16 protein-coding genes and 1 tRNA gene are annotated in these 18,674 nt (G+C 29.9%); 11 read left to right on the top strand and 6 right to left on the bottom strand.

Annotated features, from left to right (window positions below; translation table 11 throughout):
• Positions 1-55 precede the first annotated feature (55 nt).
• Positions 56-1,615 (top strand): DUF4955 domain-containing protein, encoded by a 1,560-nt coding sequence (locus ACY2IJ_RS12895; RefSeq protein WP_476724739.1) that lies wholly within the window; start codon positions 56-58, stop codon positions 1,613-1,615.
• Between the two features lie 48 nt (positions 1,616-1,663).
• Here ACY2IJ_RS12895 and ACY2IJ_RS12890 read toward each other — a convergent pair.
• A tRNA-Ser gene (locus tag ACY2IJ_RS12890) sits at positions 1,664-1,748 on the bottom strand.
• 231 nt (positions 1,749-1,979) lie between these two features.
• Here ACY2IJ_RS12890 and ACY2IJ_RS12885 point away from each other — a divergent pair.
• From ACY2IJ_RS12885 to ACY2IJ_RS12850, 8 genes are all read left to right on the top strand, one after another.
• Positions 1,980-2,345, top strand: a complete 366-nt coding sequence (locus tag ACY2IJ_RS12885; RefSeq protein ID WP_476724738.1) for a response regulator transcription factor — start codon at positions 1,980-1,982, stop codon at positions 2,343-2,345.
• On the top strand, positions 2,345-3,391 hold the full coding sequence (locus ACY2IJ_RS12880; protein WP_476724737.1) for a hypothetical protein: 1,047 nt from the start codon (positions 2,345-2,347) through the stop codon (positions 3,389-3,391). Before ACY2IJ_RS12885 ends, ACY2IJ_RS12880 begins: the two co-directional genes overlap by 1 nt.
• Complete coding sequence (locus tag ACY2IJ_RS12875) at positions 3,388-4,764, top strand: glycosyltransferase family 2 protein (RefSeq protein ID WP_476724736.1); 1,377 nt, start codon at positions 3,388-3,390, stop codon at positions 4,762-4,764. The genes ACY2IJ_RS12880 and ACY2IJ_RS12875 overlap by 4 nt, the downstream gene beginning before the upstream one ends.
• A 108-nt stretch (positions 4,765-4,872) precedes the next feature.
• The gene (locus ACY2IJ_RS12870) at positions 4,873-9,213 is read left to right on the top strand and encodes a PAS domain S-box protein (RefSeq protein WP_476724735.1); all 4,341 of its coding nucleotides are present in this window, start codon (positions 4,873-4,875) and stop codon (positions 9,211-9,213) included.
• A gap of 859 nt (positions 9,214-10,072) precedes the next feature.
• Positions 10,073-10,831 carry a hypothetical protein gene (locus ACY2IJ_RS12865; protein WP_476724734.1) on the top strand — a complete coding sequence of 253 codons (759 nt, stop codon included), beginning with the start codon at positions 10,073-10,075 and terminating at the stop codon, positions 10,829-10,831.
• Positions 10,831-11,268: a DUF5675 family protein gene (locus ACY2IJ_RS12860; protein WP_476724733.1), complete on the top strand. Its 438-nt coding sequence runs from the start codon at positions 10,831-10,833 to the stop codon at positions 11,266-11,268. The genes ACY2IJ_RS12865 and ACY2IJ_RS12860 overlap by 1 nt, the downstream gene beginning before the upstream one ends.
• A gap of 2 nt (positions 11,269-11,270) precedes the next feature.
• Positions 11,271-11,519: a hypothetical protein gene (locus ACY2IJ_RS12855; RefSeq protein ID WP_476724732.1), complete on the top strand. Its 249-nt coding sequence runs from the start codon at positions 11,271-11,273 to the stop codon at positions 11,517-11,519.
• Positions 11,519-11,692, top strand: coding sequence for a hypothetical protein (locus tag ACY2IJ_RS12850; RefSeq protein ID WP_098946169.1), 174 nt, complete (start codon positions 11,519-11,521; stop codon positions 11,690-11,692). The genes ACY2IJ_RS12855 and ACY2IJ_RS12850 overlap by 1 nt, the downstream gene beginning before the upstream one ends.
• Positions 11,693-11,785: 93 nt before the next feature.
• Here ACY2IJ_RS12850 and ACY2IJ_RS12845 read toward each other — a convergent pair whose 3' ends face one another.
• Positions 11,786-12,205, bottom strand: a complete 420-nt coding sequence (locus ACY2IJ_RS12845; protein WP_054724561.1) for a DUF6943 family protein — start codon at positions 12,203-12,205, stop codon at positions 11,786-11,788.
• Positions 12,206-12,661: 456 nt separating this feature from the next.
• Here ACY2IJ_RS12845 and ACY2IJ_RS12840 point away from each other — a divergent pair, with 456 nt between their 5' ends.
• Positions 12,662-13,636 (top strand): serine hydrolase domain-containing protein, encoded by a 975-nt coding sequence (locus ACY2IJ_RS12840; protein ID WP_476724731.1) that lies wholly within the window; start codon positions 12,662-12,664, stop codon positions 13,634-13,636.
• A 249-nt stretch (positions 13,637-13,885) separates the two neighbouring features.
• Here ACY2IJ_RS12840 and ACY2IJ_RS12835 read toward each other — a convergent pair whose 3' ends face one another.
• Both ACY2IJ_RS12835 and ACY2IJ_RS12830 read right to left on the bottom strand, forming a co-directional pair.
• Complete coding sequence (locus ACY2IJ_RS12835) at positions 13,886-14,512, bottom strand: class I SAM-dependent methyltransferase (RefSeq protein ID WP_476724730.1); 627 nt, start codon at positions 14,510-14,512, stop codon at positions 13,886-13,888.
• A 262-nt stretch (positions 14,513-14,774) separates the two neighbouring features.
• Complete coding sequence (locus ACY2IJ_RS12830; RefSeq protein WP_476724729.1) at positions 14,775-15,776, bottom strand: NAD(P)/FAD-dependent oxidoreductase; 1,002 nt, start codon at positions 15,774-15,776, stop codon at positions 14,775-14,777.
• Between the two features lie 109 nt (positions 15,777-15,885).
• On the opposite strand from ACY2IJ_RS12830, the gene ACY2IJ_RS12825 reads away from it, so the two are divergent.
• Complete coding sequence (locus ACY2IJ_RS12825) at positions 15,886-16,260, top strand: Fur family transcriptional regulator (RefSeq protein WP_476724728.1); 375 nt, start codon at positions 15,886-15,888, stop codon at positions 16,258-16,260.
• Between the two features lie 406 nt (positions 16,261-16,666).
• Here ACY2IJ_RS12825 and ACY2IJ_RS12820 read toward each other — a convergent pair whose 3' ends face one another.
• On the bottom strand, positions 16,667-16,816 hold the full coding sequence (locus ACY2IJ_RS12820; protein WP_476724727.1) for a hypothetical protein: 150 nt from the start codon (positions 16,814-16,816) through the stop codon (positions 16,667-16,669).
• Between the two features lie 304 nt (positions 16,817-17,120).
• On the bottom strand, positions 17,121-18,674 hold the full coding sequence (locus tag ACY2IJ_RS12815; RefSeq protein ID WP_476724726.1) for a response regulator receiver domain: 1,554 nt from the start codon (positions 18,672-18,674) through the stop codon (positions 17,121-17,123).

Here is an 18,674-nt window from a genome sequence, read left to right as displayed (position 1 = left end):
CTTACAAAACCGAAAAAACTAATTTTAAATTAAAAAACTTAATCTGTATAAAAACATGAACTTTCAAGTCCTTATAAACAAACTAATTTTAATTTGTTCGTTTACTTGCCTAGCTCAAAAAGGAGAATCGCAATTATGGAAAGATTATGTAACAGCAAAAAATAATAATACGGAAGCTATACTGCCTAATTTTTCTTATGCAGGTTATAAATACAGTGAATTACCAATACCAACTGTTTCTTACAAAATATTTAACGTTTTAAATTATGGAGCTATTCCTAACGATACCATATCAGACAAAGAAGCCATAAAAAAAGCAATTTCAGAAGCTGAAAAAAATAAACAAGGAATTGTTTTTTTTCCTAAAGGAAAATATTATATCAACACAAAAGAAGATGATTTAAATACAATACTCATTAAATCATCAAACATAATATTACGTGGTGAAGGTGATGATAAAAATGGTACCATTTTGTTTTTTAAAAAAAACTTACTTCCTAAAAACCCTACCAAGCTATATAGTACACCTTATGCCATAGAGACCAAAACCACTAAAGGAGACCCTTTTATCACAAATGTAATCGCAAATACTAAAAGAGAAACACACACTATAACTGTTGCAGATGCTTCAAAAATAAAAAAAGGAGACTGGTTAATTTTAAAAGTTCAAAACAACAACAAAGACTTAATTTATTATGACATAAATCCTTTAAAAACAGATCCTAAATGGACCCATATTTTGGAGAAAGGTGTTCAAGTTAACGAAAGACTTCAGGTAGATTGTATAAACGGAAATCAAATTACATTTGTTAGCCCAATTCATTACGATATATTAGCAAAACACAATTGGAAAATATATAAATACGGACATCTAGAAAATATTGGCTTTGAGAACATTCGTTTTGAAGGAAATTGGACAAAAAATTTTATCCATCATAGATCTTCACAAGACGATGGAGGATGGTCTATTTTAAAGTTTTCTAGAACTGTTAATTCATGGATAAAAGACTGTACTTTTAAAAATATAAATCGTGCCACTAGTTTTTCACAATCTGCTTATTGTACTGCTATAAATATAACAATAGAAGGAACTATTGGCCACAATTCAGTACATGCAGGAGGTGGCTCTACTGGAATTTTATTAGCTAAAATAATTGATAATGCTGGAATGCATCATGCAGTTGGTGTAGAAGGAGGAAGCACTACTGCAACTGTTATTTGGAGATCTAAACATCCTCCTCACACTTCTTTCGAAGCTCATGCATCGCAACCTAGATGTACTTTGTTTGACAACGTTGAAGGTGGCTTTTTTACGGGAAGAGCTGGAGGAGCAAGACAAAATTTACCAAACCACGGACGATATTTAGTTTTATGGAATTATAAAGAAACAGACAGTCCTGAAAAGAATTTTAAATTTATTGCTACAAATACTTGGTTTTGGAGAGTGGTTCCTCCTATTATAGTGGGCTTTCATGGTTCTGGTACTACTTTTAAAGCAGATGAAGTTCAAATAGCAGAAAGTATTGGAACACCTGTGCAACCAGAATCTTTATTTGAAGAACAATTAAAACTTCGTTTAGGAAAACTTCCTAAATGGATCAACATTTATAAATAAGGATTATTCCAAAAAAAACCTCAACAAATTTGTTGAGGTTTTTTTTTGCGGAGAAAGAGGGATTCGAACCCCCGGTCCTGTTACAGACAACGGTTTTCAAGACCGCCGCATTCGACCACTCTGCCATTTCTCCAGAGCTCTTAACGATTTCTCGTTTAGCGACTGCAAATATAAAACTCTATTTCGTTTTTCCATAAAAAAAACAGATTTATTTCTATCTAAAAAATAAAACCTTATTAACTGAGAAATCATAGCTTTTGTTAAGTAAAAAAAAACTAAATTGTAACTCGAAATTATATAGAAATAATAGGCTTATACCCCCTATTTATAGCGTATATTATTCTCTTAAAAAGACAACTTCATAATGAAAATACTAGTTGCAGAAGACGATAACCTTATAAGAAGTGCACTTGAATTTAGATTGAAAAAAGACAATCACGATGTAACCATTGCAGTTGATGGTAGCGATGCTTTGAAAAAAATTGAACTTGACATACCAGATATGGTCATAACAGATATTATGATGCCACATGTTTCTGGCTTAGAACTTGTAGATAGAATTAAAAAAAAATATCACAATCAAATTAAAATCATTGTACTTACTTCAATGGGACAAGAAGATGTAGTTCTAGAAGCTTTTGATTTAGGTGCAGATGACTTTATCCCAAAACCATTTAGTCCCAACGAATTATCTGTTAGAATTAAACGATTTGCTTTAAAAAGAGATTGATGTTACTATCTTTACTTTACATTATACTGTCTTTAAACATTGTCCTTTTTATACTAATACTTTATGTTTCCTATTCTAATAAAATAGAAAAACAAAAACATGTAATATGGAATAATGAATGTAGTCAATTAATAAATTCTTATTTATTTTTAGAAAACTCTAAAGCTGATGATAATATATCTGTATCTATAATTGAACTGAACAAACAGCAGACTTTTAAAAAATTTATTTCTCAAAAAATTATTGATGCTGTTAAAATTTTTTCAGGAGAAACAACTAGAAATTTAAAAAAACTTTATCTTTTTTTAGAACTTGACAAACAAGATTCTTATTATATATCTCATATATTTTGGCATTTAAAAGCAAGAGCTATTAGAAATATTGGGATTATGAAATTAACCCATTTTAAAGATATTGTTTTTGAAAACACCAATCATAAAAACAACCTTATTAGAATTGAATCGCAAGTTGCTTTGATTAAAATTAGTGGTTTTGATGGATTAAAATTTTTGAACATTATTACATATCCTATTTCCGAATGGTATCAAATTTTGCTTTTAAAAGAACTAAAAGAAATAGATCCCGATGAATTTAAAGGAATTAAAATATGGCTAAAATCATTTAATAAAAGTGTAATTATTTTTGCTTTAAAATTAATAGCCAATTATCACTTATTTGATTTTTACACGGATACTGTAAAATTATTACATCATAAAAATGCTAAAATTAGACAACAGGCCATAAAAACCATTTCTAAAATTTACAATCATCATACATCTTTAGAACTGATAAAAGCTTATCCTAAAGAAAACACAGACAATAAAATAACTATCTTAAATGAACTCCCTGGATTTAATGAACCTAATCTTGTAGAACCCCTTATTGGTTTTTTAAAAACAGAAAATACTACGTTAAAGCTACACATTGCAAAAACAATTTCTTTAATAAACCAGCAAGGAATTGAAATTTTAGAAAAGCAACCAGAAGCTAGCAGCAAACCTCTGCAAAATATTATAGTACAAATAAAAGAAGAAGTAAATTTATGAATTGGACAAACAACTTAAACACCTATATACTCTATTTCTTTTTTTCTTATGCTGTTTTATTTGTAATAGTTCATATTTACTTGGCTTTAAAATCAATTTTAAAAACACAGCATTATTACAACAAACAACTATTTATAGATTATAGCACAATTGCATCTTCTACAAATGCCCCTAGTGTTTCTATAATTACCACTATTCAAAATCATATCACAAATATTACTCAAATTGTAGCTTCTTTATTATCGGTTCATTACAACAATAAAGAAATTATTATTTTACTTCCCAAAACGGCTAAAAACTCTATACAAACTCTTATTACAACTTATAACTTACAACCTGTACGTATTTATATTGATGAAAAAATAGACATAAAAAAAGTAAATAGTGTTTACAAGAGTAAAAATCCTTTATATAAAAAGTTAATTATTGTTGTTAAAAACAACTATGACCTTACCGATTTTTTAAATACAGGTATAAATATTGCTAGCAGTAAATACACAACTCATATACCTGCTAATTATGTTTTAAATCAAGATATACTTTTAAAACTTATTCATCCTTTTTTAGAAGAAGATAAAAAAAAGATTATTGCTACAGGCTGTGCCGTAAACTCTATAGAAAACACGAAAGAAAAAAACAAGAACACTACTTCTGTTCAAAAAAATATATCCAACATATTTGCCCTTCAAAACTCTAGGTCCATACTTTTAAAATACATGGCCTGGTCTAAACTAAATGAACTTTTATTAAATTCTGACTTTTTACTAATTTTTGACAAAGAAATGGTTATTCAATGCAATGGATATTCCACAAAAAAATTAAATAAGAATACAGATTTGCTCATGCGAATAAGGCAATATATGCATGCTAACAAAACAGACTATAAAGTTTCTTTTTTACCAGATACTTTGTGCTGGAGAAAAGAACCTTTAACTTTTGAAAGAATTGTAGAACAACAACACAAAAAAATATTAAAAACCTTTAAAAACTTTGGTATTTATAAAACATTGTTTTTAAACCCAAAATACAATACTTTAGGTTTTGTACATTTTCCTTATTGGTTGTTCCTAACTTTTTTAACCCCGTTTTTTAAATCTATTCTTTTTGGGTATTTAGTACTTTCTATCGTCCTAAAATTAAACTCCTGGCAATTTGTAATACAAATATATCTACTTCTATTTTTAATTAAAATAAGCTACTCTCTTTTTGCTATTTTAACCAAAACCCTTACACTAAAAACCACAAATACAAATAATTATATTCTAGAACAATTAAAACTAGCTGTTTTAGAACCTATTATTCTAATTCCTATTGATTTTATTTCTTTTTTTAAAAGCATTTTTAATAATCAAAAAAACACTAAAATGCTTTAAAAAGTCAATTAATATTCTTAATTTTTGTTTCCAAAGAAACCTCGTAATTTATTACGTTAAAGCAATACCCCTCTTTAAAACGTAATAATTATTAATTTAGAAAACAAAATGTCTACAAAAGAAGAAAAAAGATTAAAAGCATTAAAATCATACGACCTTTTAGATACCCCTTATGAAGCAGAATTTGATAGAATTACAAAACTAGCATCGCTTATTTGCGAAACTCCTATTTCATTAATTTCGTTAATTGATGAAGAAAGACAATGGTTTAAATCTAAAGTAGGAATTACTGTAGAATATACAAGCAAAGATATTGCCTTTTGCAATCATGCCATTCGACAAAAAGAAATTTTAGAAGTATTTGATGCAACTGTAGACGAAAGATTTAAAAACAATCCTTTAGTAACAAACGACCCAAATATAAAATTCTATTCAGGTCAACCTTTAATAGATCCAAACGGTTACGCATTAGGAACATTGTGCGTAATAGATAAGGTTCCAAAAAAACTTAATCAAAACCAAAAAGACTGCCTAAAGTTATTAGCAGATGAAGTTATAGACCTTATTATTAGCAGAAAAGCCAAAGAAGAACATAAAAATTTTGGAAAACTATTTATACTATCTAATGATTTAATTTGTATTGCAGGAACCGATGGTTACTTTAAAAAAGTAAACCCAGCCTTTGAAGAAAATTTAGGATGGAGTTCCGAAACTCTGTTAGAAAACTCTTTCTTTGATTTTATTCATTTAGAGGATATTGAAGTAAGTGCTAAAGAAATTATGAAACTAGGTGAAGGTTTAGACACTGTAAACTTTACACATAGATTTAGAAAAAAAGATGGACAATATAGAGTTTTACAATGGGTTGCTTCTCCAGAACCTATAACTGGAAATATATTTGCCATTGCAAGAGACATTACAGAAGATGTAGAAAAAACAAAACAAATAGAAGCCAACGAAGAACGTTTCAAAACTTTTTTCGAAAGCTCTCAAGGTTTAATGTGTACGCACGACTTAAACGGAAAATTATTAAGCGTAAACAAATCTGGAGCCAAAGCCCTTGGTTACACCAAAGAAGAAGTTAAAGACTTTACACTTTTTGATATTGTTCCTGAAAACCGATACCCAGAACTAAAAAATTACCTACAGTACATTCAAAAAATTGGAAACTACAAAGGAGAAATGATTACCATTGGTAAAGATGGTTCTAAAAGAATTTGGATTTTTAACAACACTTTAGAAACCAACATATCTGGCGAATCTTATGTAATAGGAAACGCTGCAGACATTACCGAACAATATCATTTAGAAAAAAATTTAAAACGAGTAAAAGACCTGTTAGAACAAACTAACAAGGTAGCAAGAGTTGGTGGTTGGGAATTAGATTTGGTAAAGCAAAAAATATATTGGACTTCTATGACCAAACAAATTCATGAAGTCCCAGAAAACTTTCAACCCGACTTAGAAAAAGGAATCAACTTTTACAAAGAAGGTATACATAGAGAAAAAATAACTACAGCTCTTAATACTGCTATAGAAAAAGGAGAACCTTTTGATTTAGAGCTACAAATCATTACCATTAAAAATAAAGAAATTTGGGTTAGAGCTATAGGAAACCCACAATTTGAAAACGAAAAATGTGTACGTGTTTTTGGAACTTTTCAAGACATTAACAAACGTAAAATAGCGGAAATTAAATTCAACGAATCTAAAAAATTCTTAGACGATGTTTTAAACGCATCTTCTGAAGTAAGTATTATTGCTACAGATAAAAAAGGAATTATTACTGTATTTAACAAAGGAGCACAAAGACTATATGGTTACACACCCGAAGAAGTAATTGGAGTAAAAACACCTATATTTATTCACGTAGAAGATGAAGTAGAACAACGTAGCAAAGAACTGTCTGAGCAATTTGGAATTAATATAGAAAAAGAACGAGTTTTTACCGAAGTTCCTATTAGAGAAGGTTCCGAACACAGAGAGTGGACTGCAATAAAAAAAGATGGATCTAAACTTACCATATCTTTAGTCGTTACGCCTATTGAGAATGATGACAATCAATTAATTGGGTTTTTAGCCATTGCTACCAACATTACAAAGCGTAAAAATATAGAGAATGCTCTTAGAGATGAAAAAGCAAGACTTGCTGCTTTTGTAGAACACGCACCTGCTGCTGTAGCCATGGTAGATAGAAATTTAAACTACATAAATGTTAGTCATAAATGGAGAGAAAAATACCATTTAAAAGACATTAACATAGTTGGAATGTCTCATTCCAAAATTTTTCCAGACATTAATGGAGAAAGAAAAGAGCGATACAAAAGAGTCCTTAGCGGTGAAATTCTAAAAAAAGACGAAGAAGTATATGTTTCTCAAAAAACAGGAAACAAAAAAACCATTAGTTGGGAAATGAGACCTTGGTATAACTACCTAGGTGAAATTGGCGGAATTATGATTTCTACACAAAACATAACCCCCATTATTAAACAAAGAGAGGAATTAAAAAAAGCCAAACAATTAGCTGAACAAGCCAGTGTTGCCAAATCTGAATTTTTAGCAAACATGAGTCACGAAATAAGAACTCCATTAAACGGTGTTATTGGTTTTACAGACTTAGTGTTAAAAACAGAATTATCAGACACTCAAAAACAATATCTAAATATTGTAAATCAATCTGCCAACGGACTACTAAACATAATTAACGATATTTTAGACTTTTCTAAAATAGAAGCAGGTAAACTAGAATTAGATATAGACAAATGCGATTTATTCGAAATTGGTTGTTATGCATCAGACATTGTAAACTACCAAGTTCAAAAGAAAAATTTAGAATTGCTGTTAAACCTATCACCAGAACTCCCTAGATTTATTTGGGCAGATTCCATTAGATTAAAACAAATATTAATCAACCTATTAGGAAACGCAGCCAAATTTACTGAAGTAGGAGAAATTGAGTTAAAAATTGAAATTTTAAAACAAAACAAGCAAAACAATACGTTCCGTTTTAGCGTAAGAGACACAGGTGTAGGAATAAAAAAAGAAAAGCAAGCCAAAATTTTTGATGCTTTTTCTCAAGAAGACACCTCTACAACTAAAAAATACGGAGGAACAGGACTTGGACTTACCATATCTAACAAATTGTTAAAAATGATGAACAGTCAATTACAAGTTAAAAGTCAACTAGGTATAGGAAGTACATTTTACTTTGATGTAGATTTTAAAAGCGAACACGGAGAAAAAATTGTATGGGAAAATTTAGATCAAATTAAAAAAGTTCTAATTGTAGACGACAACCAAAATAACAGAAATATTGTTAGTCAAATACTAAGATTAAAGGGCATTCACACCGATCAGGCTAAAAGCGGTTTTGAAGCTTTACAATTGCTTTCTGAAGACAAGTTATACGATGTAATTATTATGGATTACCATATGCCTTATATGGACGGTATAGAAACGATTCGAAAAATAAGAGAAAACTTTTATAATATTAATGATGAAATACAACCTGATATATTATTATACAGTTCCTCAAATGATGCTAATTTAATATCCGAATCTAAAGAGCTTAAAATAGCACAACGATTAACCAAGCCTGCAAAAATGCAAGAAATTTATTCTTGTCTTTCTAAATTAAACAATAAAGAAGTTCCGCTTGTAATACAAAAAGAAACAAAACAAGATCTTGTTAAACTTGAAGAAAATTCGTTCCTTTTGGTAGAAGATAATAATGTAAATAGACTACTTGCAAAAACAATTATTCACAGAAAATTTCCAAACTCAACAGTAACAGAAGCTGTTAACGGACAAGAAGCTGTAGATTTATATCAGAAAAACAATTATACCATTGTTTTAATGGATATTCAAATGCCAATTATGAATGGTTATGAAGCAACTCAAATTATGAGAAGCTTACAAGATAAAACAAAAAAAAACACCCCAATTATAGCTATTACAGCAGGTAATGTTAAAGGAGAAAGAGAGAAATGTCTTGAAATGGGAATGACTGATTTTATTGTAAAACCTTTGGTAGAAGAAGACTTGGTTACTGTAATCAACAAACACATTTCTAACAACGAAGAATCTATAAATAATATACCAAAAGAAGTAGAAGAACTGGACACACACCAACATTTTAACCCACAACAGTTAAAAACATATTATGGAGATGATTTAAATGCTATTCAGCAAATAAAACAATTAATTATAGAGCAAATTCAAGAAGCTTCAGAAAACATGCAAAAAGCTGTTGAACAGAAAAATTTTGAAGAGGTAAAAAACATTGGTCATAAATTATATGGAACCAGCACTACTGCAGGTCTTTTAAAACTATCTGAAATAGCCATGAAATTTGAACTTTTAGACAATTACAATCATAACGAGGTTACAAGTTTGCAAAAAAAGTTAAATCAAGAAACAAACATTGTGTTAAACATATTACAATCTTAACACTCTAACAATAAACTAAAAAACCTCAACAGTATACAAAACTCTGTTGAGGTTTTTTTTATTTCCTTTATTTATAAAAGCAAAAAAGCCTTTAAGTGTTTACTTAAAGGCTTTGCGGAGAAAGAGGGATTTGTATTCCTCTTTTTATGCTAGTGTTTATAAGGGTTACGCTGTAATATGTTTCGATAGGTCATTAAATAGGTCACTATCAAATATGCACAAAGAACATTAAATTGTATGTGTAAATATAACAATAAACCACTGAAAACACAAGAGTTAAGTCCAAATACTGAACTACTTAATGAACTTGTTTTTAATAATTAAAAAGAGGCTGTTTAAGAGGTTTAACTCTTAATCTGTTATCCAATTATCAAAGGGTTTACTTCTTCAAATTTAAGCCCTGTATACAGGCAAAATTCATCAACAGAAATGAATTGATGATCTTGTTTGTTTAGGTGCTTTTTGATGTCAATTAAAAGTAATCGTGAATAACGATAACTTTTACCCGTAATTCTTTGAACGTCTTTTGGATATATACATACTCTCTTTTGTTCAAATTTCATATACTATCTATACTTTAAACTTGGCTTTACTATACTTTATTCGTGAGTGCCATAGAAACGAAATAACAGCCTTTTCAAAGTTATTTAATATCATTTATCCATTAGTCAGTAAAAATAGGTAAAAAAGAACTTATTAGGCTATAATAGCTCTGTAAGGTAGTAGTTCCTTGTGTTTATTAATTTTAAATGAAAGATTTGTTCCTGTAAATCGGTTTTTGATGCATCGTGATTTGATTTATGCGGTTTGAAAGAGTGTACCTGAACATTCTAAATGTATAATCAAAAAATGAAAAAATATGGCAAGACAAAAAGGCATAATTAAACTAAAAGGTACTATTGGAGATATTACCTTTTACAAAACCAAAGACGGACATTTGGCTCGTGAAAAAGGCGGTATTGATGCAAAAAGAATTGCATCAGATCCGGCTTTTCAAAGAACGCGTGAAAATGGTTCTGAATTTGGTAGAGCGGGTAAAGCAGGTAAAGTGTTACGAACTGCTTTGAGATTGCTTTTATTGAATGCTTCTGATGGTAGAATGGTTAGTAGATTGACACAAACTATGGTGAAAGTCATTCAAGCAGATAGCACTAGCGAACGTGGATTGCGTAACGTAATTGATGGTGAAACAGAATTGCTTTTAGGGTTTGAATTTAATATTAGAGGTAAACTTGGTACCAGTTTATTTGCACCTTTTACGGGTACAATTGATCGTGTTGCAGGAACTTTGGATATTGAGATTCCTTCTTTTATTCCATCAAATATGATTGCAGCACCCAGTGGTACAACACATTTTAAAGTGATTTCTGGAGGTGCTGAAGTTGATTTTCAAGAAGAGACTTCTATTGTAGAAACTTCTGAAACGGCAATTTTACCATGGGATACAACGGCCACTGCTGTTATTAATTTAAGCAATGCCGTAACGGCAAATAGTACACATCCTTTGTTTTTAGCATTGGGTATTGAATTTTTTCAAGAAGTTAATGGACAAATGTATTCTCTTAAAAACGGTACATACAATCCTTTAGCTATTGTAAAAGTTGATAGCGGTGTATAATGTTGTTGGTACTGTATAGAACTTATTTTCCTAATGGAACACAAGGAACCCTCCAATTTAACGGTAAAACTATTTGCCAAACTATTGAGTTGCCTTGGTTAGAGAATCAACGTTGTGTTTCTTGTATTCCAGAGGGGATATATATTTTGCAGAAGCGTTATAGCAAACGATTTAAAAAGCATCTTCAAATTAAAAATGTTCCAGGACGAAATTTGATATTAATCCATCCTGCGAATCATGCTCAAAAAGAATTAAAAGGCTGTATTGCTCCTGTAACAAATCACATAGGAATTGGTCAAGGTAATTCCTCAAGAAAAGCACTCAAGAAATTAACTGATTTGGTTTTTCCCTTATTAGATAAAAATATACAAGTGGAATTGAGAATTACCTCAACCAACCTAAATGATAAAAAGAAAGTTGAACTTAAAAACATATAATTATGAATGTAACAAAACGTGCAAATGCACCAACACCTAAGTTTTTTAAGGTTTTAAGAACCGTAGGTTTGTCATTGCTAGCCATAAGCGGAAGTATTATTGCTGCTCCTATTGCTTTGCCTGCAACGGTTGTAACTATTGCAGGATATGTGGCTGTTGCTGGTGGTGTTTTATCTGCTGTAAGTCAAGTAACTGTTGATGATGAAGCTCTAAAAGAAATCAGCTCAGCAAATGAAATAAATTCTGAGTAATGAAAACAAATATTTCACTTAAAATAGGAACTGCCTCAGGAACATTATTGAGTATCAGTCCTACCATTTTTTCTGAAGATATTCTCAAAACAGTTCTTCTGGCTATTGTTGGAGCCACTGTCAGTTTTGCCGTTTCTTATTTTTTAAAATGGCTTACAAAGTCTAAGAAATAGACTTCATCATAAAATAAACATCGTGTTCGGTTTTTAGTGTGGTAACTTCTCCGAACGCTAAAGGTTCAGTCATATTGATTGAACCTTTTTTATTTACCTTTCCAATTTACAGGATCTTAATAAGGAGGTTTTTAGCTCTTGAATGGTTTTTAATTTATTTTGAAAACCTTTTTCTAGGACCTCTACTTTTTTTATTGCCTCAATTTTTGTTTGAAAATCTTGTTGCTTTAGGTACTTATGATTTTTTATCAGTAAATTTTTAACATCATTTATGCCTATAAAAGGAATAACAGAACCTTTCAAATAATAATTATAGTATTTGGATTCTAACAACATATATGATAGCTGAAACAAAGCTTCTTTTTGTTCAATTGTTTCTGTTGAAATAACAAATGAGTTTCTTATTGGGGTTCTACATGGTTTTCCACTATTTAACCCTTTGTTTAAGATGTAGAAATGCGGTTTTGAGTACGTTTGCCCGTGTTTGTGGGTTTTGATTTGAAAAGTTAGCATAGTTATCCAATTAAAAAATTAAGATTCTCTATGCTCCGCTACGCTTCGCGCAATAAAATTTTAAAAGAAAAACAGAAAAAAGAAAGCCCATCATTAAGGAAACGAGGCTATGCTGTCAAGGTTTTTGGAAAAAATACTACTGCTTAATTTGTTCATCATATTAAACAGAAAGGATATTTACTGGATTGTAAAAAGATGTTAAAACCAGTTGAGTTTAGCAGTGGAGATTTTTTTCAAAACCCGTAGGGCTTGACCTTTATAGCATAAAAGCATTGGACGAAGGGAGTGCCTAGTATTGCATTCTTTTTTTTGTTTTTTACCTTATCATCTTTCCATTTATTTTTTGTTAAAAATCTGATAATCAAACATAATTTAAAATTTATTTTAAAATTGTTTCTATTTGATAGTTAAAATATTTTTTAACTGACATAATTTTGATTCTCAATTAAGAAGTATATGAACCAACAAAACGCACAAAAAATAAAAGATTTAATCGAATTAGAATATGATAATATTACGGGAATTGTAGTTTCTAAAAATAATGAAATTGTTTACGAAAATTATTTTGATGGATATCAACAAAACGATACTATACACGTTGCATCTGTGACAAAAAGTATTGTATCTGCACTTGTTGGTATAGCCATTAAAAAAGGAGCTATAAAAAGTACAGAACAAAATATATTGGATTTTTTTCCCAATTATAAACTCAAAAGAGGAGAAAAAACATTACAAAAAATCACTATAAGAGATTTGTTGACCATGACGGCTCCTTATAAATATAAACATGAGCCTTATACAAAAGTGTATTCTAGTGATGATTGGACAAAAGCCGTTTTAGATTTATTAGGAGGTAAAAAAGAAATAGGTACTTTTAAATACACCACTATTGGTATACAAGTATTATCTGGAATATTGACCAATGCAACTGGTAAAACAGTACTTGATTTTGCAAGAGAACATTTGTTTACACCTTTAGGAATAAAGACACCTACTAATTACTCGATAAATGATAAGGATACTTATTTTTCTTTTTTAAAAGACAGACATGTTAGCGGTTGGGTTGTTGATCCTAAAGGAGTTCATACAGCAGGTTGGGGACTTGCATTAACTACCAGAGATTTGATACAAATAGGATTGTTGTATTTGAATAAAGGCACATGGAATGGAGTGCAAATACTAACACAACAATGGGTTGAAGAGAGTACTAAAACACAAAGCAAATGGGGTACACGATCCTATGGTTATTTGTGGTGGGTTATTACTGAAAGTGATGCGAATCTTAATTGTTATGCAGCCATAGGTGATGGTGGAAATGTCATTTTTGTTTCACCTGAAAAGAAAGTTGTCATAGCTATTACTTCTCGATTTATGCCACGAGCAAAAGATAGAATTGAATTTATAAAAAAGCATCTTTTACCATTATTGTAAGTTTACTAATGTCTCAAAAATAACGTATAATGGTAATATGCGTAGGTGGAAGTGATTATTGATGTTGTAGCGGTGGGAAAAATAAATGAAGTGCTGAACGCAGTGGTGCACTTTTTTTATGCGCGGTGTTGAGGTGGGGAAATGAAAAGAGTGATTCCCTGATAAGGGACTGAACGAATGTAGTTTGCCTACCGCAGACACATGGAAAACATTACTAATTGCTGTAACCTACACCCTTGAAATGGGTCTTTACTTAGAACATATTATTTTCCAAAATATCTGAGAGGGTTTATTTTTTAATGCCTTAATGGGTTCTGTAACTTCTACTGCTTCTAACAAACCATAATCTTTGAATTCTTTTTCAATTTTGAATTTGTTGTAAAAGAATAAATTAACGTCGTGTGCCGTTGTATATCTGTTTTCTTCAATTTCTATTCCTTTACCATATCTCATATCGTTTATTGAAAGGCTAACGAAAACCATATACCCTCCTGGTTGTAATTGATTATAGCAATTATTAATGCATTGTAAACGTTCTTTTTCATCGAGTAAATGCAATAGGGCATAACAAAAAATGCCATCATACTTTTTAGAATCAAAAGGCATGTCTGCTACCGAACCGTGGTAGATTTTAACGACATCATAAAAATGATTATTAGCTATTTCAATTGCCGTTTTAGATAATTCTATTCCGGTTACATTTTGATTATTCTTAATAAACGGTTTCGCATTTCTACCATAACCGATACCAGGTATTAATATTTCCTGTAATGCTTTTTCTTTGAAAAATACAGCAGTAGATTTGGCTACATCTGTAGGTTCATACCCCCACATGGCTTGTTTTCCTTTAAAATTTGATTCCCAAAATTCTCCCATCTTCTAATATTTACATAGTTTGTCTTCTAAAACATCACACCTAAAACCTAATTTGTGAATATACAACATCACCTTTTCAATATTAAAACTTTCACCTTCAACTCTTAAAATACTATGAGTGCAAGGATAATTGATTATTGGTTTTTCTATGTCATAATTAAACCTCAATTTAGGGAAACTAATTTTTAGATTCGTTAAAATACTATTAGCGATTATCTTATTTGGGATATCAGTTGTATATACTTCAATCATATTTTTGCTTTTAAAATTGCTCTTCTGTTAATTCCATATTCACCATTGCTCCAGCCATATTACCTGTATGTACAGAATTACTTATTGAACGCATCATTGTTGCATTATCACCACAGGCAAACACACCTTCTATTGATGTTTTTTGAAATACATCTACCTTTATATGTTCGCTTTCGGTTAATTCGCAACCCAATGACATTGGTATTTCTGAATGTTGTTTAAAAGGAATAGCTGCATACACCCCTACAAATGGAATTTTTTGACCGTCTTCAAATACAACATTTTTAATATGTCCTTTATCATGTTCAATCTGTGGTACTTTGGATTCAATAATTTTAATTTTATGCTTTTTAAGTTTCATTAATTGTTCAGCGCTAAAATCTGCTTTACCAGAGGTTAGAATCGTTACGTCTTTTGTTAAATTATGAACTAGTGATGCTAAATGAAAAGCTCTTTCGCCATTGGCCATAATACCTGTTTTTTCTCCTTTGAATTCATAACCATGGCAATAAGGACAATGGATTACAGAAACACCCCAAGCATCTGAAAAGCCTTTTATATCTGGCATAATGTCTTTAACGCCCGTTGCAAAAATTAATTTCTTTGCAGTAAACTCCTTACCCGATTGTGTCGTAACTAGAAAGTTATTGTTTATTTTTTTTGCATCAATTGTAAAATCCTCAAGAAATTTGACTGTATTATACTGTAATACTTGTGCTTTTGCTTTTGCTGAAATCTGACTAGGTTTGGTTCCATCATGTGTTATAAAATTATGTGCATGTGGTGTTTGCCTATTACAAGGTAAACCGCCATCTATTATTAGAACATTTCTTAAAGAACGTCCTAGTGCCATAGCAGCTGAAAGCCCTGCATAGCTCCCACCAACTATAATTACTTCAAAATCTTTTCTATCTATCATATGATTAAATTTTATAAAACTGCTTAACGTTATAGGTAAGGTCATTGCTAAACTTACCAATCCTCCCTTTTTTATGAGCTCTCTTCTAGTCATTAAATTTCACTAATGCAACATTGTCGCAAATAATTATTTTGCAAACATATTGTATATTTTATTATATTGCAACAAAGTCGCAATAATTATTGCGATTAAATCGCATTAAATGAAAAGAAGACATACTATAACTCAAGAAGCTGTGTTAAAAATACTTGTTGATTCTAATAAAGCAATGAGCCAGGATGCTATAGAAAAGCGTATTGATATAGCTATTAATCGAGCTACGATTTACAGAATATTAAATCGTTTTTGTGATGATGGTACGCTTCATAAAATTGTAGCAGATGATGGAAAACAATATTTTGCATTTTGTGTAAAATGTGATGAGCAAAAATTACCAGAGCAACATTTTCATTTTAGATGCACTCATTGTGAAACGATAGAATGCTTGCCCAGTGCTGTTCATTTTTCTCTCCCAAATGGTTATGCTGTTAAGCAGGTGAATTGTATTTTAACTGGGTTATGTAATGAATGCTCATAAGGAGTAATAATTATGTTGGCTATTTAGTTCACTGTTTTTATATTGTTTTTAATGGGAGTTCATGAATAGCGACTAATGTTATTAGTAGTTAGGATTTGAGCGTTGGAAAGCGGCTATTTTACATAATGGAGTTATGGTACAGAAAGTGAATGAATGCTGCCATAACTACCCGTTATGTAACTTAGCTTTGGGATAGCGTTTAAATAATTAGCTTTTTGCTTGGGGCAGCTCTTTATAGTTGTGTAATGAGGCGCGAATGAAACAAGCTGTAATGTGCTGCAACAGTAGGGCAATTTAAACGCTATAGACGTATGGCGCGGGGAACAAACCAAAAGACAGAGGATTTTGAGGAACGAGAAAACTGAGTTTTGGTTTGTGGGGAGTTATTTACAGCACAATTGCTGTTTTAAATAAATAACTCATACTCATCATTCTCAAAACTATTGATTTTATGATCTGCTAATTCAATATTAGTATTTTTACCTTCGTTTGTAAAAGCAACAACTGTTTTTTCAGCATTTTTTTGCGGATAACATGCTGTTATTAGAATTTTCAATAACTATACAATTAAGAAGTTTAGAATTTAAATTTTCTGCTGTATTGTAATATATTGCTTGATCAGGTTTACCTTTTATTTTAAACACTGCTGATGAAATATAATTAAATAAATGTGTAATAAATACTGTATATTCATCGGTTACATCTATGCCCTAAAGAAAAGAATATTTCTTTTCAGCTTCTTCTAAAATTTCTCAGAATCAATCAAGACTCTATTCATATTAAATATAACTGTTTATTTATTATTCATATTGAACCTGATGTAAAACGTAGTACCCATTAAACTTTTAATTAAAAAACAATTATTTTTTCACAAAATCAACTCCAACTCTAATTGGATGTCCAAATGCATGGTTTACAATTCTCTGGGTGTAGTTTTGCTTTATAGAAAAAACATATTCAATTTCTACCTCTACTTTATCATTTTTTTTATCCCAGTCTAAATAAGTTATTTTATTATCATTTAACGATGGATTTGGAATATATAATTGGAAAGGTTTTATATATTCTTTTTGTTTCCAAACAACAGAAGTCTTATCATCTAAAAATGACACAAAACCTTCTTCTCCTATGTTTATAGCTGTTTCTAAATTAGACTTTTGTCCTTTAACAAAATAATATTTAAAACCAATATTACTTTTTCCATTATGTAGAATACAATCACATAAAGGAGTTATACACAAATAAAAATAACCCTTATTATCTTTAAAAACATCACCAAAATTTAACAATGCTTTATTATTAATAAATGAACCATTATAAAATGTATTCAACTTAGCAATTTTCTGAGGTTCAATTTTAAGTCTTTTTTTTGTCACTTTATCTAAAAATGATTTTTCAAGAGTTTTCAATAAAGAATTTTCTAACTTTAATTTAGAATGCTCTAGTAAAATTATTTTAATAAAATTTTCAAATTCATTCTCTAGATTGTTACTTATTAATTGCTTTCTGTGAAACATTAAAGTATCAAGATTCGTATCAAGCAAATTTTCGTCAATAAATGAAGTTTCATTATTAAAGACATTTTGCATATCAAGACCTAATATTTGTGAATAACAATTTTCAGATTTACTAACTTGATTTACTATTTTATTAATAATCTTACTTGCATTATCTTCATCTTTAGAGATAATGGTTATTATTGTATTATTTATGTTTAATGTTTTATTCTCCCTATTAAGGTGTTTAGGAATATACTTAATTGAATGTTCTGCTTTCTGAAAGTTTGAAAATGCAATTTTAACTTGAATTAAAGCTTCTCCAATACCCTTTAATCCAGTTATGTTGGATATTAAGCTAGGTAATTGGTCATTTATTTCTAAAAAAGAGTTTCTCAATTTTTTGTTTAACTCTTTGTTATCATAAGATATTTGATCCAACAAAACTTCTTGACCATCAAGATAAGGATCTAATTCGTCTAATATACTTTGATAATATGCGTTATCATATCCAGAAAAATATGTGAGTATATTATTTATTATTTCATCTGAATTATTTTGAGATGTGTATATTGAACAAAAATGTATGTTTTTTTCTTGAATTATTTTTGAAAGTAATCTTAACGAAAATTTTTCACCGCTTTCACCATCAAGTTTCCAATCTAAAAGAACTAGGTCTCTTTTTTTTAAAAGAAAACTTATCTTGTTTTCATCATCAAAATCTTTTGGAGAAAATTTATGAATGGATAGACTAATTCCTTTTGTTTTGAATTTTTTAAACAAATTTTTAGAAAGAGTTGTTTCAATATTATCCCCAGTAGGTAAAGCCGTAAAAGGTTCATATGCCTTTTCATCAATAAATATTACCGATTTTATTGAATCATTAATGATTTCTCTAGTTTTTTGAAGCAAAGTCAT

Source organism: Wenyingzhuangia gracilariae, assembly GCF_056387575.1.
This window is presented reverse-complemented; position numbering and strand designations above follow the sequence as displayed.